This is a genomic window from Burkholderia sp. lig30 (assembly GCF_000687455.2).
Taxonomy (GTDB): Bacteria; Pseudomonadota; Gammaproteobacteria; order Burkholderiales; family Burkholderiaceae; genus Burkholderia.
On the sequence record NZ_JGVW01000052.1, the window covers coordinates 15,123 to 35,166 of the forward strand.

Genomic DNA, 20,044 nt, shown 5'->3' on the forward strand with positions numbered 1-20,044 from the left:
CTACAGACGGGGGATTGAAAATGTTCGGACTACAAGGGGTGCTGGCGCGCGTCTTTGACGTCGTGTTGATTGTCGCGGGTTCGCTGGTCGCTTCGCAGTTCCGTTTCCAAATGCTCTCGGATGGCCGCTACGACAGCGCGCTCGTCACACTTGCCGTCGCGCTCTCGCTGGTGCTGTTTCCGGCGTTCGGCGTGTACGAATCGTGGCGCGGCCGGTCGATGCTGCGCCTGGCGGGAAGGTTCTCGCTCGCGTGGATCGTGGTGCAGGCGTGCGCGATCGTTCTGATGTTCACGTTGCATCGCGCGGATGTGGTGTCGCGGCTGTGGTTCGTGTACTGGACAGCGATCACCGGCGGTGCGCTGATCGCTTCGCGTCTTGTCGCCCATACGGTGCTGCGCGGCGTGCGTCAGGCGGGCATGAACCTGCGCAATGTGGCGGTCGTTGGTTACGGCCAGCATTGCCAGCAGGTGATTCGCAACCTCGACGAATCGCCGTCCAGCGGCTTCCGCGCGGCTGCGATTTTCGATCTGCGTCCTGTGGTGAACAACGCGAACTCGAGCGTGCCGGTATTCAGCGAGTTCGAGCAGTTCGCGGCGTACGTGCGCGAGCAGGGCGTGCAGGAAATATGGCTCGCGCTGCCGCTGTCGGAAGAGGCGACGATCCTGCGCTTCGTCAACGAGTTCGGCGATGAGCTCGTGAACATCCGCTTCATTCCGGACATGCGCAGCGTCGCGCTGTTCGACGGCGCGATGATCGACTTGGTCGGCGCACCGGCGATCAACCTCGTTGCTTCGCCGCTGCCGGGCCACGCGATGGTGCAGAAGGAAATTTTCGACCGTCTGTTCGCCGCGGTGGCGTTGTTGGGGCTGCTGCCGCTGATGACGTTGATCGCGCTCGGGATCAAGCTGACGTCGCACGGCCCGGTGTTCTTCAAGCAGTACCGCAAGGGCGCGGATGGCCGTGTGTTCAAGATCTACAAGTTCCGCTCGATGCGTGTGCATACCGAGCAGGCCGGCGTGGTGACCCAGGCGACCAAGACCGACAAGCGAATTACGCCGCTGGGCCGTTTCTTGCGCAAGACGAGCCTCGACGAGCTGCCGCAGTTTATCAACGTGCTGCGCGGGGAGATGTCGGTGGTCGGGCCGCGTCCGCACGCGATCGAGCACGACAACATCTATCAGAAGGTGGTGGAAGGCTATATCCACCGCTATCGGATCAAGCCCGGCATTACCGGCTGGGCGCAAGTGAACGGCTTCCGCGGCGAGACCGACCGGCTGGAGAAAATGCAGAAGCGGGTGGAGTACGACCTGTACTACCTGCGCAACTGGTCGTTCGCGCTGGATATGCGAATTGTCATGGCGACGATCGCGAAAGGTCTGTCAGGTAGCAATGCTTATTGAATCTGGTTCGCGATATTGAACATCGGTCGCCTCGACTTTCCTCGCAATATTCAGGGCGATGTGACTCACGTTCGATGGAGGTCAGACTTTGTTCGATAGACGTATGCGGATATGAAATGAATCAGACTGGCAAGCTGGATATTCTTGTTATCTGTACCGCCAACATTTGCAGAAGCCCGGTTGCGGAAGTCATTCTTCGAAACCTGCTTCAAGAATATGCCGGCGTGACGGTGTCTTCTGCCGGATTGCGCGCGCCGCCTGGCTTTCCGCCCGACGCGATTGCCGAATCCATGGCCAGCCGGTTCGGTTATCAAATCGATCCGAACAAGCGGTCTCAGCGGTTGGCCGTGCGTGACGTGGATCGGGCGGATGTCATCTTGGCAATGGAAATGAATCATCTCCGTCATCTGGGTGAGCAATTTCCAACCACCATTGGAAGGAGTTTTTTGATTGGTCACTGGAGCGGTAAAGAGGAAGTTGAAGATCCTGTTGGACAAAACGAAGCGGTCTTCACGACTGTAACGAAGAAACTGGAAAAAGGATGCAAGCAGTGGGCGCAACAACTTCTTCGTACCGGACTGATCAATATATGAAAAACGTCGTCACAACATCGTCAAAACAAGCGGCGAAATCTATGCTGCAAAATGCCGCTATTGCCAGCGTCGCGGCGCTTGTCATGGCCGGATGTGCGAGCCCGGGGATGAAAATGGATCTCGTCGCACCTGACGACGGCCGCCCGGTGATGGTGCCGGGAACGCAACCTAACAGTCAGGTGGAGTTGATCAGAATTACCCCGGGCACGATCGAGGACCTTCAGAGCCGCGATAGCAAGGATGAGACGGCCGCCAAACCGCGCGTGGTTCGAGGCAAGGAGGCGTCGTACTCGTACAAGATCGCGCCATACGACATCTTGCGCGTGACGGTCTGGGATCATCCGGAGCTCAACACGCCGAGTTCAATCGGCGGAATGACTGCCCAATCGGGTGTCGCGGTGGTCGGCGCGACGCAATCCGGCAGCGATTTCGGCAGACTCGTGGCGGCTGACGGAACCATCTTTTATCCGTACATCGGCATGCTCCACGTCGCGGGCATGACGATGCTCGACGTGCGCAAGCGTATCGAGGACGGCCTGAGGAAATACATTCTCAATCCGCAGGTCGAGGTAACGATGGCGGCATTTCGCAGCAAGAAGGCTTATGTGACGGGGCAGGTTAAAGCGCCGGCCGTGCTGCCGATTACGGACGTGCCGCTGCGTGTAAGCGACGCGGTGTTGGCCGCCGGTGGATTTAACCCGAATGCTTCCCAGAATCAGGCGACGCTGACGCGTGACGGGCGGCCGTTGTCGATCGACCTCTACAAAATGTTCACCGGCGGCGATCAATCGCAGGATGTCGTGCTGCAGAACGGCGACGTATTGAATATTCCTGATCGTCGTCAGGAGAAGGTTTTTGTGTTCGGTGAAGTGCGCAGGGCGTCGTCGCTCGAAGTTCCGCTCGGACACTATTCGCTGTCGGAAGCGCTCGCCGAAGCCGGTGGTAACGATCAGATCACGTCGAACACAGGCCAGATCTATGTGTTGCGTGGCGCCGAAGGAAAAATTCCGACCGTTTATCACTTGGACGCCAGTTCGGCGGATGCGCTGGTGCTGGCAGAGCATTTCGAGCTGAAATCGAGGGACGTCGTGTTTGTCGACTCCGCGAAAATCGCCCGTTGGGGTCGCGTGATCAACCAACTCCTCCCGAGCGCTTCGTTGATGAATGCGGCAGCGTCCACGGCAAAGTAATGGGTGCCGGCTTGAATGAAAAAGCACGTATCACGCAATTCTGCGCTAATGAAACGGTATTCGCGATGAAGACAGCAATCGTTCATGATTACCTGGTGCAAATGGGCGGGGCCGAGCAGGTCGTTGCCACATTGCACCGGATGTACCCCGATGCGTGCGTATATACGAGCGTGGTCAATCATCGTGTGCTGATGGACGACTTGCGTGGTGCGCGCCTTGTGGATACCTGGTTAAAATTCTTGCCGACGATTAACCGGAATTTCAAGAAATATTTTCCGTTGTTTCCGTTGGCTTTCCGATCGCTGGGGAAGATCAATGCCGATGTGGCAATCGTGAGTAGCAGCGGATTTTCGAAGTGGGCTCTGTTTACGCAGTCGACGACGTCTATCTGCTATTGTCATACTCCACCGAGATTCTTCTGGATTCAGGATTCCTATCTTGATCAAGAGATAAAGAGCCGGACGGTGCGCGCGATCGTAAAGCCGATTTTGGCTATTTTGCGCATGATGGACTACCGGGCCGCGCAACGCATTTCGTTTTTTGTCGCGAACTCGCAATGCGTGAAGGATCGAATCCGGGATTTCTACAACCGGAAGGCGGTCGTCATCTACCCGCCAGTCCGTGTGAGTGATTTCGAGCCGCGCCAGGAACACAAGGGTTACTACCTGATCGTCTCGCGGCTTGTCGGCTATAAGCGCATCGATATTGCGGTGCGGGCATTTTCGAAAAATGGGCGCCGGCTCGTGGTCGTTGGCGACGGTCCGGATCGTGTGAATCTGGAGAAGATGGCCGCCGGGAACGTCGAATTCACCGGGCGTGTATCGCGTGACGAAGTCAAGCGATACATGAGCGACGCCTATGCGTTCGTCTTCCCTGGTCTGGAAGATTTCGGCATTGCACCGATCGAAGCGAACGCATGCGGAAAGCCGGTGCTCGCCTATGGTGGGGGCGGAGCGCTCGAAACGATTATTCCTGGAAAGACCGGGATGTTTTTTCATTCGCAGGTGCCGGACGCGATCAACGAGACGCTGGATGCGTTCGAGGCCGTGAAGTGGAGTGCGGAAGATTGCGCCGCTCAAGCTCGCAAGTTCAGTGAGGAACGGTTTATGGATGAGATGGAAAACTTCGTGCGCTTGAGTGTCTCGCCAGGAAGGGACGCCCGGCATCCACCTGAACGGTCGGTGTAGAGCCGACGGCATAAGGGAGCATTGCTCGCAGTACCGGGATGCGATATCGGCAAATCAGTAAAGCGTTCGATATTGGCAATACATATAGATTCCAATTGAAGAATATTAGATCCATGTCCGAGATCAGCTCACCTCTGGAAAAGAGGCGCACGGCTCAGTCACTTTACGCGGGTGACGATGAGGGGGGTATTTCGATTGGCGAGTTCGTCGATCTGCTCCGTAACGGAATGGTCACGATCCTGATTACCGCTGTCATCGTGGCGCTACTGGGGCAGGTTGTCAGCGTGATGAGCCCGCGGGTATTCGTCGCATCTGGCCTGGTTCAGGTCGAAGCGTCGGCCGGAGGGCCAAACTCGACACTGACGGAGTTGACGCAGTTGCTGACCGGGGCGCCCGCGCAGACGGCGGCGGAACTGCAAGTGCTTCAGAGCCGGGTCGTGCTCGATCAGGTGGTGGACAAGCTGAATCTGCAGATTTCCACTGCACCCAAGGCATTTCCGGTCATTGGAAATACTGTTCAGCGCTTGCGCCAGAACCTTCCGAAGCCGTCGTCCGCGCCGTTCGGCCTGGGGAAATTCGCGTGGGGCGGCGAGAAATTCGTCGTAACGCGCTTTGATGTTCCGGATGACTGGATTGGTCACAGTTTTACCCTGACGGCCGGTGAGGCGGGACACTATGTGCTGACGGACAGCCTGGGTGTTGTCGTGCTCAGAGGCATCACCGGAAAGCTTGCGACCAGCGCGGACGGCAAGGTCGAGCTTCTGGTGTCGGGGTTCGTGGCGCGCCCGCACACCGAGTTCACCGTGCGAAAGGTCACCCGTCAGGAGGCGTTGGGCAAGATCTCGCCATACCTGATGGTTGCCGAGCAGGGAAGCAGTTCCGGCGTTCTGCAAATTACGTACAAGGGTTCGTCGCCGGAATTCGTGACCGATGTCGTTGCAGCCATTCAACAGGCGTATTTTGCGCAGAACATCGCGCGTCGGTCGCAGGATGCACAGCAGTCACTTGACTTCCTGAAGCGCCAGTTGCCGTTGCTCAAGGATCAACTCGCAAAGTCTCAGGAAAAGCTGGCGGCATATCAGAAGAGCAATTCGCTGGTCGACATCACCGGCGAAACCAGGACGGTATTGCAGGAAACGGTGCAGCTCCAGGCGGATCGCCTGAAGCTGCAGCAGGATCGCATGCAGGTGATTCAGCGATTCACGCCGCAGCATCCCGCCGTCAAGATGGTGGACGACCAGATCGGCGTTCTCGACGCAAAGATCGCGGAATTGAGCAAGCGCACCCAGGGGCTTCCTGACGTGCAACAGAAGGTCTTTAGCTTGACTCGGGATCTGGAGGCGAACACGCAGCTGTATACGGCGATGCTCAGCACCATCCAGGGGCTCGAGATCTCTCGGGCCGGCACGATCGGGAACGTGCGGATTCTCGAACTTCCGTTGCAACCGCTCGCACCTGCGAGCCCGCGCACGGATCTCATCACGGGCGTGTCGATTTTCCTCGGCCTCGCGCTCGGGGTTGGGCTGGTGCTGGCGCAACGTATGCTGATGCGGGGGGTCGACGATCCTTTCGTGCTCGAGCGCAGGTTCGGCGTGTCGACCTATGCATCGATTCCGTATGTATCGGAGCAACGTGAAATTACCCGCAGGCTGCGGCAGGGCGAGGGCTATGGCGTGCTTGCGGCATTCGATCCGAAGAATCGTGCGGTCGAGGCACTCCGCGCGCTGCGTACGTCGCTTCAGTTCAAGATGCTCGACGCGCCGAACAACGTGATCATGGTGACCGGACCGATTCCGAATATCGGGAAATCGTTCGTCGCGACGAACCTGGGTGCGGTGCTTGCACTGTCCGGCAAACGTGTGGTGGTGGTCGATGCCGACCTTCGACGCGGCCGGCTGCACGAGTATTTCCAGGTTCCCGTGCATCCCGGGCTGTCAGAACTGATCGCCGATGCGGCGGACGCGGGCGCGGCAGTGCGTTCGTCCGAGATCGACTTGCTGGACGTGGTTCCTCGCGGCGATCTTCCGTCGAACCCGGCGGAGCTGGTCATGCACCGGCGCCTCGATATGGTCATCAAGGCGCTGTCGGAGCAGTACGACTATGTGCTGATCGATTCCGCACCGATCTTCCCGGTGAGCGATTCCGCAGTCATCGCACGGACGGCGGGCACGATTCTGCTGGTTCTCAAGTCGGGCGAGCATCGGGAACGGGAAATTCAGGAAGCGCTTGCGCGGCTCGATTCGAGCGGGGTCAAGTGCGACGGGTTCATCTTCAACCAGGTCGGTGCGCGAGCGGGTTCCTATGGCTACGGGTACGGCTACGCATACTCGTACGGTTACGAATATACCAGCGAGGTTTCAGAAGGCTTCGTGCCTAAGTTGAAATCCGTCGTCCGATCGATTCTGGGGCGAGATGACGTGAAGGGTAACAAGAGGCGCGATCGATAGTGCCTCGGCCGCGAATGCTGCGAAGCGCGATTTGACCGCACGGACAGCATTCGCGAATGACGCTTCGCCATGGCAACGGAGAATGCTTTGAGATCGAACACCCCAGCGCCGAGGTCGGGCGGTCAGTGGATATCATGCAACGCCCCATACGGCGCCGGCGGTCTTGGTTTGCACTTGGCGCACCTGGTCGAACACGCCCGGGAAAACGGGGAGCTCGGCGGCTATAGCTGCGCTCGTCCACGCACGGGCGATGAGCAAATCGGCCAGGCGATTTCATCGGGATTGGCGGCGGCGCTCTTGCGCTGGTCTCCGGCTCGATATTCGCCGGGCTGGAAGAGCTTCATTCACGTCGATGCATTCGATCGTTCGGTAGCGTCCGCCATGGCCGCGGCGCCGGAGTCGCTGGTCGCCTTCGTGGGGCAGGCGTTGCACAGTTTCAGGAAGGCGCGTCGCCTCGGTACGTCACGTCTGATACTGGTTGCGGCGAACAGCCATGTGTCGAATGTGGCGACACAACATCGGCTGGCGATCAAGCGCTACCCGCTCGAGTCGAGCTGGTTGAATCGTGCGCAGATCGCGAAGACGTTGCGCGAATACGAGCTGGCCGATCAGATCCATGTCGCGACCGACTATACGTTCGAGTCGTTCGTCGCGCAGGGGGTACCTGCTGAAAAGCTGGTCAAAGTGCCGCTGACCGTCAGCGATCGCTTCACGCCGGCGGGCCGCAAACCATTCGATGGCGTGTTCCGCGTCGTCTACGTCGGCAGTCTGACGGTCGCGAAGGGCATCCCGCTGCTGGTCGACGCGTTTGAGAGGCTGTCGATCCCGAATGCGGAGTTGGTTCTTGTCGGCGGATGGGCGACACGGGGCATGAAGGCTTATTTGCGCAGCGCGTGTGCGCGAAATGCGCGCATCAAGCTGCGTGCGGGCGATCCGTTGCCACACTTGTTGCAAGCAAGTGTCTGTGTCCACCCGACGTATGAGGATGGCTTTGCGTATGCACCGATGGAGGCGAAAGCATGTGGCGTTCCCGTGATTGTTTCGAGTGATACCGGCATGAAAGAGTATGTGGAGGCAGGTGTGGATGGAAGCGTCTTTCCAACCGGAGATCTGGAGGCGCTGATTTCATGCATTCGTGATGTTTATCGTGAGACGGTCTGACGCGACATGAAAATCGGCCACTACATGACGGGGATCTGGCATCCCGGCGGTATTGCGACATACATCCGCCGTGTGAGCGATGCGCAGCGGGCGAGTGGGCATGAGGTCCACTTCTTCGACACCCGCGCGCCCGAAAGCGACGGCGATGCGTCAATGCGCCCGACGATTGTGCGCGATACCGATCATCTCTATGCGACTGCGAATGAGTTGGGCATCGAGATTCTGCATCTGCATACGGAAGTTTCCGGTGCGCCCGGCGGTGGGAGCTGTCGCGTCGTGCGAACGGTTCATGGGCACGCGCCATACTGTCCGAGCGGAACTCAGTTTCTTAGGGCATTCGGACGTCCTTGCAGTCGAGTCGCCGGACTGGTCGGGTGTAGCGTAGGTCACGTGCTTGGTCGGTGCGGCAGCGTGCGCCCGGCCAAAATCGTCGAAGAGATCGAGCGGAGCTGGAAAGAGCGGCACACGCTGTCGGCGATACCGGTGATTACGGTGAGCGAGTTCCTGAAGAATCGGATGATTGCGGCCGGGTATTCGGCTGACAGGATCGCGGTGCTCCATTTGATGGGCCCTACTGTCGCCGAGGCGCGCCCGATCCCGGATAGCGGTGTACCCAGACTTGTATTTCTAGGGCGGATCACGCCTGCGAAAGGGGTCGAGTGGCTGCTGCGCGCGCTTGCACGGACCAAGGTTCCGGTACATCTCGATATCGGTGGAAGCGGGCCGGACGAGCAGGAGATGATCCAGCTTGCCAAGTCACTGGGTATCGCCAGTCGCGTGACATTTCACGGTTGGTTGTCGCCGCAGCGTGTGGCGGAACTGCTTACCGCGGCGCGATCAATCGTGTTTCCGTCGATGTGGCACGAACCAGGCGGGACGGTAGCGTTTGAATCGATGTCGTTTGGGCGGCCGGTGATCGTCAGCGCGGTCGGCGGTATGCCGGAGGTGGTCCGCGATGGCGAAAACGGTTTGCTTGTCGCTCCTGGCGACGAAGTTGCGCTGGCGAATGCGATCGAAAGACTGGCGCTGGATCGGCCGTATGCGGAGCAACTTGGATCCTATGGCAGAAAGATAGTGAATGAGAGATTCACGCTGGCTGCACACGTCGAAAAACTGGAGGGGCTGTATCGATCCGCGATCGCTGGGACGTTCGGCCAATCATGAGAATTCAAATTGCCTATCCAAAATTGCCTCCGGCGATTGACGGTATCGGGGATCACACGCGTTTTCTAGCGGAGGCGCTTGCTGATCGGCATCATGTGGAGATTCTGACGGCTGACGCGCAGACGATCGACGCGTTGCCGGTCAAGACGACCGCTTGCTTCTCAATGAGCACCCGGGCGGGTGTCAAGCAATTGCTGAACGAAGTCAGAAAAGCTCCGCCGGAATGGCTACTGCTGCAGTACAACCCGTTTGCGTGGGGGCGGTGGGGCTTGAATCTGCAGTTGCCGTCGGTGATCTCGACGATCAAGAAGACGTGCCCCGGCATCAAAGTGGCGCTGATCGTGCACGAATGTTTTGTTCCTTCCATTTCATGGAAGTTCGCAATCATGACTACTTGGCAGCGCCTGCAGCTCTGGCGGCTGGGGCAAGTCGCGGACGCGATCTTTGTGTCAATCGAAAAATGGACACGGCTGCTGGCAGGCTGGTATCCGGACAAGCTGGTAGTGCACCTCCCGGTTGGATCGAACATCCCGGTGGTCGGTGCGGATCGGCGCGCGGTTCGCGATGAGTTGGGGATCGCGGAGCACTCGGTCGCATTGGGCGTGTTCGGGTCCGCGCATCCGGACCGAATGTTTGACGTAGTGCCGAAGATTGTCGATGCAGTCGCCAGTCAGGGGATCGACGTGTCGCTGATCTGTGCGGGGGGCGGAACGGATTCGCTCAAGAAATTGTTACCCGGAAAAAAAATTGCGGGCGGAACCGCGCTTGATCCCCGTGAGGTATCGAGACTCGTATCGGCAATGGATGTCACGTTGCCGCTCTTCATCGACGGTGTGTCAACGCGCCGGGGCTCGTTCATGGCCGGTCTCGATCACGGGGTTGCGACGGTGACGACGATCGGCCGGAATAGCGACGCCATGCTCAAACGTGCCGCAGGAGCGTCGTTTCTCGCGAGTGATCCGCTTGATCATGGTGGTTTGGCGAAGGCCGCGCTAGAGCTGGCTTGGAATCGGGAATTGAGAGAAAAGGTCGCGGAATCGGGGCGCGCGCTCTATCGCCAGCATTTCGATTGGTCGCGGTTGGTCGACATCCTTACTGTCAATCTCGATCGGAAACGTTGAACCAAAGCCGTGTAAAGCAGCGTTCGCACAGCGACGTGCTGGGTGGGCGCGCTATGCATGGCGTGATGGATGCGCAACGGAAGTCAGACACCTCACGCGAGTGCTTGAGCTTGTCGTTCGCTCCTGAAATTGAATTTGCGAAAGGTCTCCATGAAAGCAGTGTATTCCAGCCCGGCCAGCCCAGCTCTCCAGTCAGGGAAGTTCATGAAGCTCGAGGGGCTGCGTGGAATCCTGTGCCTGAGCGTGGCGATGGGGCATTACGGTGTGGAGAATATCTTTCATCGAGTTGGTCTGGGTTTGAATTTTTCGTATGCGGTCAACGTTTTCTTTGTGATTTCCGGATTCGTTCTGGCGCATTCCAATTATTACGGAAGCAAGTCGGTCGGGCTTTATGAGTTTTCCGTTAAGCGGTTTGCTCGTTTGTACCCGTTGCATATTGCTTCGTTGCTGTTGGCTGTTGCGGTTTATTTTGCATCTGGGAGGGAAATAAACTGGATTATTTTTGCTCAGAATATTTTCCTCGTGCAAAATATTGGGTTGAATCCAAATCTCTATAGTTTCAATTTTCCGAGCTGGTCCGTCTCCGTCGAATTCTGGTGTTCGATCATATTCTTTGTGGTAACCAGAGTGTTCGCCGCGAGGGAGCTGTTCGTGATTACCGCCTTGCTGGTCGGTGTCGCAAGCATTTTCTTCATGAACATCGTGAGAACCTATCCGCCCGCGAACGTCGCATTGGGGTTGAATGCCGGGTTGCTCAACGGATTGGTGGGTTTCGCGCTCGGCATTTGCGTCTATCACGTGACGTCGATTCCCATTTGCAAGCGGGTGTTGTCCGGAAAATGGGCCGGGTGGTTCGCTTGCATCGGGCTGGTGCTGTTTTTCGTCGTCGATATTTCACCACGCTGGTCGTTCACTTTCTATTGTTTCGCCGCACTGGCCGTGGCTGTGGCGGCATGCCGATCGACCGAGAATGGCTTGCTTAACGCGCGGCCGATATTGTGGCTGGGGAAGATCTCGTTTTCTATTTATTTGATCCATATCCCGATGGCGCTTGCTGCTGGATATCTGTTTGGTGAGGCCTCGATAAAGGGAAGTGCCGGTAAGTTTGTGCTGTTATCGGCGGTGATCGTTGCTTCGACAATGACATATCGGATATTTGAAATGTCATGCCAATGGAAATTGAGAGGCTGGTTGCTGCGGCCGCGGGGTGCTCCAGTAGACGCAAGCTAATCGTTGGGCCGTGCTATCGAATATCGCCTGATTTTCAGAGGATTTTGTGGAAAATAAATTGCCAGGGATCGGCCGCGAGCAACACGCGTTACCTGTCAGGGTGGGAATCGTGATGCCCCTGGGGGGCCAGCGCGGAGGAGCGGAGTTGATGTTGCATCATTTGCTACGTGCAAGCGTCGGCCTACCCGATGTCCGCTTCGAGATTGCAGAGGTCAGCCAACGATGAACAGATCACTAACAGTTGAATTTTTCCTGATACCGCTGAGCTTCGTTATCGCCATCGCGATTCCGATCGTGTTCGAGCCGTTGAACGGGCGGCTGATCTTGTTCTTATTCCTGCTGCTGCTGTATTGCGGCATCTCATTGGCTCGGCCGCTTGTGGGAGCGATTGGTCTAGTGTTGCTGCAATTTTTTCAGGCGGAACTGCGCAGATATGTGGGATTCATTTACGGCTTCGGCGGATTTGATCCAATCTTGCTGATTGCGCCTGCCGCCGTGCTGGTCATGATGTTTTCTCTGTTGGTCGGCCGAAATTTGAAGAACGATACGCGGATCTCGAAGCTCGTCGTCATTCTCATCGGTTTTATGGTGATCGAGATCTTCAATCCACTGCAAGGCGGGGTGGCGATCGGCATCGGCGGTGCGATGTTCTATCTGATCCCCGTCTTGTCGTTCTGGATCGGGCGAACCTACTTTACCGAAGCGACCGTGGTCATGCTGGCCATGAAAATTGTCGTTCCGGTCGCGGTGCTTGCGGCAATTTTGGGGATGTACCAGACGTTTGTCGGTTACTTCGATTACGAGCAGGCATGGCTGGTTGCCGCACATTGGGATCGAGTCGTGGATCTGAACGGGTTGCGCCGGGCCGTCTCGTTCCTGACTTCGCCAGCAGAATATGGCCGTATTCTCGTTTTTGCGATCGTATTGATCTGGTGTGCATGGTTGAAGCGGCGTAGCCCGTTGATTCTGCTGATGCCGTTCATTTTCGTGGCGCTCTACTTCGCAGGGATGCGAAGCGCGATTTTCGTCTGTGTCTTTTCGATGGCGGCGCTTTGGGCGGCGATGGGAAGAAGTCAGGCGACGTGGGCGCCTCGAATCGTTATTGCGCTGGTTCTCGGCATCGCCGGAATCTTGTTCGGAGCGGATCAGTCGCAGCAGGCGGCAAAAGGAAGCGCATCGGAGGCGTTGATTTCGCATCAGTCCGAGGGGTTGGCCAACCCGCTCGACGAGAAGAAGTCCACCGGGAAAATCCACCTTGCGATGATCGGCTACGGCATTGCCGAAAGCTTCAGAAACCCGCTCGGACACGGACTGGGCGCTACTACGCTTGCGGCAGGTAAGTTCGGAGGCGAGACAGAAAATACCGAGGTCGACATCTCGAACATGTTTCTATCGCTCGGTTGCTTTGGTGGCTTGGTCTATGTCGTATTGTTGTGGCGGATCAGTCAGCTTTCCCTTAGCTACTGGAATAAGGAACGTTCATTCGCTGCATTGATCATTCTCGGTATCTTGGTCTCTTCCATATTTTCCGTGCTTAGCGCGGGAGATTACGCGAAGAATCAAGTAACTTGGCTGCTCATCGGTGCACTGGATCGCATCGCCGGTGGTGCGGCGCTCAGGTTCTCCGCGGCGAGGGAGTCGAGAGGCCAGCGGGTAGAGAGCGAGGTGGCCGCATGACCGGGATCATTCGCGCGGGCCAGTCCCACAGCAAGCTGGTCGCCCTGCAAATAGGGATGGGTTGGTTTCCCGAGCAAGCGGGCGGCTTGAATCGATACTTCTATGACCTCATCGCCAGCGGCAAGAATGCTGGCATGGATCAAGCGGGCCTGGTATGCGGAGCATTCGAGTGCGAACGCGGTGAGAACTGGAGTGTCAACGCGTTCGCTGCGCGCGACGCTTCCATTTCCACTCGTTTATGGCGGGCGCGCAAAGCGGTCGCCAAGCGTGTTGCCGAATACAGGCCAGACGTCGTTGCGGCGCACTTCGCGCTGTACTCGGCACCTGCGTTGGGTGCGATGCGCGACCGTCCGCTTGTCGCGCATTTTCACGGGCCGTGGTGCGACGAAGGTGCGGCGGAAGGCCAGGGCGGTATTGCACAGACCGGCAAGTTTCTGTTGGAGCGAACGGTTTACCGGCGTGCGTCGCGGCATATCGTGTTATCCGAAGCATTCGGATCGATTCTGCACGAGCGCTTTGGAATCCGTCGCGATCGCATTCGCGTGATACCGGGAGGCGTCGATGCGAGCAAGTTCGATGTTGAACTATCTCAGGCGGCGGCGCTGCGTCAGCTCGGTTGGCCCCTGGATCGTCCGATTGTTCTGGTAGTTCGGCGCCTCGCGTGGCGTATGGGGCATGAAAATCTCATCAGGGCGATCGCAGACGTTCGGAAGCGGGTGCCCGAGGTGCTGGTGCATATCGTTGGCAAAGGGCCGCTTGCTTCCGAACTGCAGAGGCGCGTCGACGAATTGGATCTCTCGGAGAACGTGCGCCTGGTCGGATACGTCAGCGATGAGGAACTCCCCATCTGTTACCGGGCGGCAACCCTGTCGGTCGTTCCGACTGTCGCTCTGGAGGGTTTCGGACTGATCACGCTCGAGTCGTTGGCGGCGGGCACGCCGGTGCTCGTCACGCCGGTGGGCGGATTGCCGGAAGCCGTATCCGGTTTGTCGCCGAATCTCGTCCTCGGGGGGGCCGGACATGAATTCATTTCCGACGCGCTTGTTGGTGCGCTGACGGGAAGTTTGCGTCTGCCGGACTCCGGCGACTGCAAGGAATATGTTCGACGGAATTTCTCATGGCCCGAGATCGCATTGAGAATTCGCAAAGTTTATGAAGAGGCGCTTCAAGAATGAAATCCAACGTCCTGTTTATCGATCAATCAGGTCAACTGGGCGGCGCAGAGTTATCGCTTCTTGATATCGCAAAGCGCTGGCAGGGCGATCGGAAAGTGTTTCTGTTCGAGGATGGCGATTTCCGCCACCGTCTTGAAGACGCGCAGGTGCCCGTCCATGTGCTAGCGGACGTCGGAAATCTGTTTTCCGCGCGACGCGACAGCGGCGTGCTGCAACTGATGCAGGTTGTGCCATCGATGTACGCGATGGTGCGCAATCTCGGCACGCAGGCGAGAGATTTTGACGTCCTCTACGCAAATTCTCAGAAGGCGTTTGTGATCGGGGCGATCGTGGCTGCCGTCACGCGGAAACGTTGTGTCTGGCATTTGCGTGACATGTTGACGGCCGATCATTTCAGTCCATTGCTGCGCGGTGTCGCAACGCTGCTGGCGAACAGGATTGCGGCTGTCGTGATCGCCAATTCGCAGGCAACGGCCGATGCGTTCGTGAGCGCTGGCGGAAAGCGGAGCAAGGTGCGAGTCGTTCACAATGGATTTGACTTGTCGACGTTTGCACGCACCGACTCAGGTGGCTCGAACGAGCTTCGTCGCGCGCTTGCCTGCGGCGAGGCGCCCCTGGTCGGGGTGTTCAGCCGGCTTGCGAGTTGGAAGGGGCAGCATGTCGTGCTGGATGCATTGCGCGATCTGCCGGGCGTGCACGTGGTGTTCGTGGGTGCTGCACTGTTCGGCGAGGAGAAATACGAGGAGTATCTGCGCCAGCGTGTCGGAGAGCTGAAATTGACCGACAGGGTACATTTTCTCGGGTTCCGTTCCGATGTTCCCGAATTGCTGAGAGCGATCGACATTGCAATACATGCATCCACGTCTCCCGAGCCGTTCGGTCGGGTCGTGGTCGAGGCCATGTTGGCCGGCAAGCCGGTTATCGCGTCGGCGGCGGGCGGTGTGCGCGAATTGATTGACGATGGCGTGACAGGGGTTCTCGTGCCGCCGGGCGACGCGGCCGCATTGAGAGGCGCGATCAAGAGGCTGATCGATGATCGGCCGCTGGCTGATCGATTGGCGGATAGCGCGGCGATTCACGCTCGACAGAACTTTTCGGTGGATGAGATGCTGACGCGTATCAGCAATGTCGTCAACGATGTCCGGTAGACGGGCGCCGCACGTGCAACCAGGCTGCTTTGGCCTGCCGTCGACATCAGCACGACAGCTCGTGCCATCGCTGATTGCCCGTCACGCTGATCGGCGTACCGTTGCCGAGCCTTGCGCAAGGACCGGGCTCACGAGTTGGGAATCATGGAAAAAGTGATCGAATCGGAAGTGCAGGAAGACGCGAATCGGAATGACGAGATCCACGCGCGCGCGAAGAGCGGGATCCGGACGATGATGTCGCGTCAAATATTCACGCAGGTCTTTACGTTCGGCGCGGGGGTGGTGCTTGCTCGGCATCTGGTGCCCGCGGACTTCGGCTTGTTTGCCATCGCGACATTCTTCGTCACGACAATCGCGCAATTCGGAAGCTTCGGCCTCGGCGCATCTCTCGTCCAGAACCGGCAAGAGATTGTCGAGCGGGATCTCAGCGTCGCGTTCACTTTGCAGCAGATCGTTATCGTTTCGGTCGTCATTCTCCTCAACATCGGCGCGGGGTTTATCGGCAAGCTGTATCCGCATCAACCGGAAGCATTGGTCTGGCTGATACGTGCGATCAGCCTCAACCTGTTCCTGACGACGTGGAAAACGATGAGCGAGCTGCAGCTCGAGCGAAAGCTCGCGTTCCACATGATTGCTCGAATTGAGATCGCCGAGACGCTGACATATCAGACTGTTGCGGTTCTGATGGCGCTGTGCGGCTTTGGTGTGTGGAGTCTGGTTGCCGCGCTTGTTGTGCGAAGTTTGCTTGGCACGTTGCTCGCGTATGTAGCGGCGCCGTGGCCGATACGCTTCATTTTCGACAAGGGTATTGCCGCGAGAATTCTGCGATTCGGTGTGCCTTACCAGTTGCAGACGATCATGAATTCCGTGAGCTCGTGGATCATTCCTCTGTTAGTCGGTCCTCTGGTCGGCCCGCACGCGGTTGGTTACCTCAACTGGGCATCCAGCAATGGGAAGAAACCGCTGCTACTCGTCGATGCGGTGATGAGAGTGTCGTTTCCTCATTTCGCGAGACTGCAGGATCAACCCGAGGAGGCGGAGCGAATCCTGCGTCATTACCTGACCTGGCTTCTCATTCCTTCCGGGCTTTGGTTTTCGGTAATATTTTCTGCCGCGGATTCATTGGTGCCGCTGGTGTATACGCAAAAGTGGGCACCCGCGATTCCGGCGCTCATCCTTTGCGCGCTGGCCGTTGGTGTCGACTGTATCAGTTGGATCGTCGTGCAGTCGCAGAGTGCGCTCGGGCACGTCGGCCACGCGGTTCGACTGACAACGATCAGAAGCGTGCTGAACGTCACCCTTGGCATAGGGTTGGTGTACTGGCTGGGATTCATCGGCGTGCCGATTGCGTACCTCATTGCTTACACGATTTGCACCCCGTTGGCGTTTTCCGGGATGCGAGCTGGTAGTGCCGGACGCGTGCTTCGATCCTTGTTCTGGATTGCGTTGCCGGTGGTGGCGTCATGTGCGGCGGGATATGCCGCAGGGCTGTACGTGGAAGGGTTGGTGTTGCGCTCGATCGCTTCAATCTCGGTGAGTATTCTGGCGTTCGCGTGCGTATTTTGGGTAACGGCGCCGGCGGAGGTTACGTCAATCGTCAAGCTCCGGGTAGCGCGGCTGACCGCAGGCGCCAAGTCGAAATTTTGAAAAATCGGTTGACGGAAACATCGCGGAAAAAGCACAAAGTTGGAGATCGTTATATGCGCGTCGGGATCATCACACACAACGTATTCCCGGGAGACGGGCAAGGCAGAGTCACGTACGAAATTGCCAAGTATGCGAAAAGCCAGGGCGCGGAAGTGGTGCTGATTGCAGACAAGGTCAGCTCCGACCTCACCGACCTCGGCATCGAGTGGATTAGGATCAGAGGACTCGATAAGGTCACTAATCTCCTCAAAGGAATTCATTTCGCGATTAGTGCCACGTTGCTGGTTAAGCGCGAGAAACTGAATTTTGACGTGCTGCTGTGCAACGGAGCTGTTTATTATGCGAAGCACGACATCAATGTTGCGCATTTCGTCCACGGTGCCTGGCTGAAGTCGAAGTACTATCCGTTTCGTCGGGTAACTTCGCTCTATTCGCTGTACCAGAGATGCTTTACATCATTGAACGCTTTTCTCGAGCGGCGGGTGTTTGGAAACGCAAGGTGGGTGGTAGGCATTTCGGGTAATGTGTCGGGTGAGCTTGCTTCGATCGGGATCGAAAAAACCAGGATCGTTGGAATTGGCAACGGTGTCGACACGACGGAGTTTTCTCCGGGGCCAGCCGACCGTGAAGCATTGGGACTGCCAATCGACGTTCCGCTGGCGCTCTTCGCGGGGGATATCCGGACTTCGAGGAAGAACCTGGACAGTGTACTGACTGCATTGACCGAATCGCCGAGTCTGCACCTCGCCGTCGTTGGTAGCACGGCCGGAAGTCCTTTTCCAAAACGTGTCGAAGAATTGGGGCTGCAGAACCGGGTGCGCTTCCTGGGTTATAGGCGAGATCTTCCGGTGATCATGCGCGCATCCGACTTTTTCGTTTTTCCGTCACGTTATGAAACGTCGGGACTCGTCGTGTTCGAGGCGATGGCATCGGGGTTACCGGTCGTGACGGCGCGAACGACCGGAGCATCAGAACTGGTTTCAAAGGAATCCGGGTACGTGCTTGCGGATCCGGACGACACGAACGGAATCGCGAAAGTGCTGCGCTTACTCAGCGAAGACGAAAAGCGGCGTCGCCGCTTGGGGGATGGTGCACTACGGGTTGCACAACGTAATACCTGGCAGCACATGACCGCTAGGTACTGGAAACTCTTTGTCGCGGTAGCGGGCTCGCGGACCAATGCAGACTAAGCGGCCGACGCGGTGCACGGTCGTTGTCCGCATTGCGCTGGCAAACGAATCATGCGTCACCCTGAGATCTTCGAGTTGTCTGCTGCGAGCAGCAGACAACGAGCTTCTTGACCAGTACTTCCTGAAACAAGGGCCGGTTACCAAACGACAAAAATTACGCGTTTACCGTCAATGACTGAGATGCAGATTTATATCGGATGGGCTGCATTATTAAATGCACTTTGGCGGGCAAGCAACGATCCGACTTAACATCGCTGCTTTCTTTGGCGCAGAGATTGGTTGTGGCAATCTGCATATATTTTGGTATTTCTGAATCCTATCAAAAATAACGGGCATAGAATAATTTGCTAATCCAACCAGAAAGAGAATGGCGAGGAAACTAGGATGAAAAATAGGCTTCCTGAGCTTACAGGCCTGAGGTGTATCGCTGTATCCATGGTCGTGCTTGGTCATGCGGAAGGCACGGTGCCAGGAGGATATGTAGGATGGCTGGCGCCGCTGAAATTGTTTTCCAATGGTACGCAAGGGGTTTTGATTTTTTTTGTTCTGAGTGGATTTCTTATTACCACTCTGCTCAAATATGAATATCGTGCAACCGGGCGAATAAATTTTCTCAAGTTTTATATGCGGCGTTCATTAAGGATATGGCCTGCATTCTATATTTTCATTATCTCGATCGCGCTTTTGGCTCGCGCGGGGAAGATTGACGTTGATCCGCGGCAATTGTTATTTGCATCCCTACATGTTTGGAATTACTCCGCGCTGCTTGGCCTAGGTCCAACAAGTGCGGCTCACCCAGACGGTGCTTGGTATCTCGGGCACTTCTGGAGCTTAGCTCTAGAGGAGCAATTTTACTGGTTTTGGCCTCCGCTCGCGATTTACATGCTACAGAGTCGTAATGACCGCATCTTGCTTGCCATGATCCTGATTGAACCTCTAGTGAGGATGGCAAGTTACTTCGCAATGCCCGGGCTGCGAGGACAACTTGCCATGATGCTCCATACGGGGGTGGATCCGATTTTAATCGGGTGCTATATCTCATTTAAGTACGACAAAATAAAGGCATGGCTCGATTCGCAGCGATATGCGAATGCGTCGGTCACATGCCTCGTAGTGGTATTGTTTTTCGTGATACCGTTTATTTCGCGCTGGGTCGGTGGATATTGGTCGGCCACCTATGGGAAAACGATCGAGGCGGCGATCGTTGGAATCGTCATTGTGACGATTATCGATAGGCGAGAATTTTGGCTTTCGCGAATTCTCAGGAATAACTTGTTCGTTTTCGTAGGTACAATCTCGTTCAGCTTATATTTGTGGCAGCAATTATTTAATGGATTTGACTCGCCGGTTCGGATGGAGTTTCCTTTGAATATCCTGCAAGCGTTTGCTGCCGCAGCGGTAAGCTATTGGTTTGTTGAGGTGCCGTTCCTGCGGTTAAAAGACAATCTTGGGAAAAATGGGCATCGTCCAACTATCGAGCCATCTGGCGCAAAAACAGAGTGATTCTGCAGCGAAACTTATTGAAATTTACTTAATCTACGGCAACCGATTATCTGATGGCGCGTTATGCAGTCGTCACGCAGCAAGGGAACTCGGTTGATGGCCAAGACGGATGAGGCTACGCGAACGGCGTGGCCGTACCGGTCGGGTGATATAGGCGGGCAAGACGCCCGCCGAAGTTGCCAAGGCGAGCGAGGGCGTGACAAGCCGCATA

General features: G+C 57.0%; 15 protein-coding genes. All 15 read left to right on the plus strand.

The genetic code is table 11. The features are described 5' to 3' along the window. Positions 1-20 precede the first annotated feature (20 nt). The 15 genes from LIG30_RS04680 to LIG30_RS25005 all read left to right on the plus strand — a co-directional run bounded on the left by LIG30_RS04680 (position 21) and on the right by LIG30_RS25005 (position 19,833). On the plus strand, positions 21-1,400 hold the full coding sequence (locus tag LIG30_RS04680) for an undecaprenyl-phosphate glucose phosphotransferase (RefSeq protein ID WP_038710071.1): 1,380 nt from the start codon (positions 21-23) through the stop codon (positions 1,398-1,400). 116 nt (positions 1,401-1,516) lie between these two features. After that, entirely contained in the window at positions 1,517-1,993 is a 477-nt protein-coding gene (locus tag LIG30_RS24995) for a low molecular weight protein-tyrosine-phosphatase (protein ID WP_160326676.1), read from the plus strand. Beyond that, a complete protein-coding gene (locus LIG30_RS04685; RefSeq protein ID WP_160326677.1) occupies positions 1,990-3,183 on the plus strand; it encodes a polysaccharide biosynthesis/export family protein in 1,194 nt (397 codons plus the stop codon). Before LIG30_RS24995 ends, LIG30_RS04685 begins: the two co-directional genes overlap by 4 nt. Then, positions 3,183-4,370: a glycosyltransferase gene (locus LIG30_RS04690; RefSeq protein ID WP_051994865.1), complete on the plus strand. Its 1,188-nt coding sequence runs from the start codon at positions 3,183-3,185 to the stop codon at positions 4,368-4,370. The genes LIG30_RS04685 and LIG30_RS04690 overlap by 1 nt, the downstream gene beginning before the upstream one ends. 113 nt (positions 4,371-4,483) lie before the next feature. Next, positions 4,484-6,817 (plus strand): polysaccharide biosynthesis tyrosine autokinase, encoded by a 2,334-nt coding sequence (locus LIG30_RS04695; RefSeq protein ID WP_160326678.1) that lies wholly within the window; start codon positions 4,484-4,486, stop codon positions 6,815-6,817. A 174-nt stretch (positions 6,818-6,991) separates the two neighbouring features. Next, the gene (locus LIG30_RS04700; protein ID WP_200929634.1) at positions 6,992-7,978 is read left to right on the plus strand and encodes a glycosyltransferase family 4 protein; all 987 of its coding nucleotides are present in this window, start codon (positions 6,992-6,994) and stop codon (positions 7,976-7,978) included. A gap of 6 nt (positions 7,979-7,984) precedes the next feature. Continuing rightward, positions 7,985-9,142, plus strand: coding sequence for a glycosyltransferase family 4 protein (locus tag LIG30_RS04705; RefSeq protein WP_051994868.1), 1,158 nt, complete (start codon positions 7,985-7,987; stop codon positions 9,140-9,142). Continuing rightward, the gene (locus LIG30_RS04710; RefSeq protein ID WP_038710074.1) at positions 9,139-10,263 is read left to right on the plus strand and encodes a glycosyltransferase family 4 protein; all 1,125 of its coding nucleotides are present in this window, start codon (positions 9,139-9,141) and stop codon (positions 10,261-10,263) included. Before LIG30_RS04705 ends, LIG30_RS04710 begins: the two co-directional genes overlap by 4 nt. Before the next feature lie 150 nt (positions 10,264-10,413). Next, entirely contained in the window at positions 10,414-11,493 is a 1,080-nt protein-coding gene (locus LIG30_RS04715; RefSeq protein WP_038710077.1) for an acyltransferase family protein, read from the plus strand. Positions 11,494-11,715: 222 nt separating this feature from the next. Beyond that, positions 11,716-13,170: a hypothetical protein gene (locus LIG30_RS04720; RefSeq protein ID WP_038710078.1), complete on the plus strand. Its 1,455-nt coding sequence runs from the start codon at positions 11,716-11,718 to the stop codon at positions 13,168-13,170. Further along, positions 13,167-14,345, plus strand: coding sequence for a glycosyltransferase family 4 protein (locus tag LIG30_RS04725; RefSeq protein ID WP_038710079.1), 1,179 nt, complete (start codon positions 13,167-13,169; stop codon positions 14,343-14,345). Before LIG30_RS04720 ends, LIG30_RS04725 begins: the two co-directional genes overlap by 4 nt. Next, positions 14,342-15,493 carry a glycosyltransferase family 4 protein gene (locus LIG30_RS04730; protein ID WP_038710080.1) on the plus strand — a complete coding sequence of 384 codons (1,152 nt, stop codon included), beginning with the start codon at positions 14,342-14,344 and terminating at the stop codon, positions 15,491-15,493. Before LIG30_RS04725 ends, LIG30_RS04730 begins: the two co-directional genes overlap by 4 nt. 144 nt (positions 15,494-15,637) lie before the next feature. Continuing rightward, the gene (locus tag LIG30_RS04735; RefSeq protein ID WP_152986009.1) at positions 15,638-17,140 is read left to right on the plus strand and encodes an oligosaccharide flippase family protein; all 1,503 of its coding nucleotides are present in this window, start codon (positions 15,638-15,640) and stop codon (positions 17,138-17,140) included. Positions 17,141-17,193: 53 nt separating this feature from the next. Continuing rightward, positions 17,194-18,330, plus strand: a complete 1,137-nt coding sequence (locus tag LIG30_RS26005; protein WP_038710083.1) for a glycosyltransferase family 4 protein — start codon at positions 17,194-17,196, stop codon at positions 18,328-18,330. A gap of 384 nt (positions 18,331-18,714) precedes the next feature. Further along, entirely contained in the window at positions 18,715-19,833 is a 1,119-nt protein-coding gene (locus tag LIG30_RS25005) for an acyltransferase family protein (RefSeq protein WP_083493903.1), read from the plus strand. Positions 19,834-20,044: the final 211 nt, after the last annotated feature.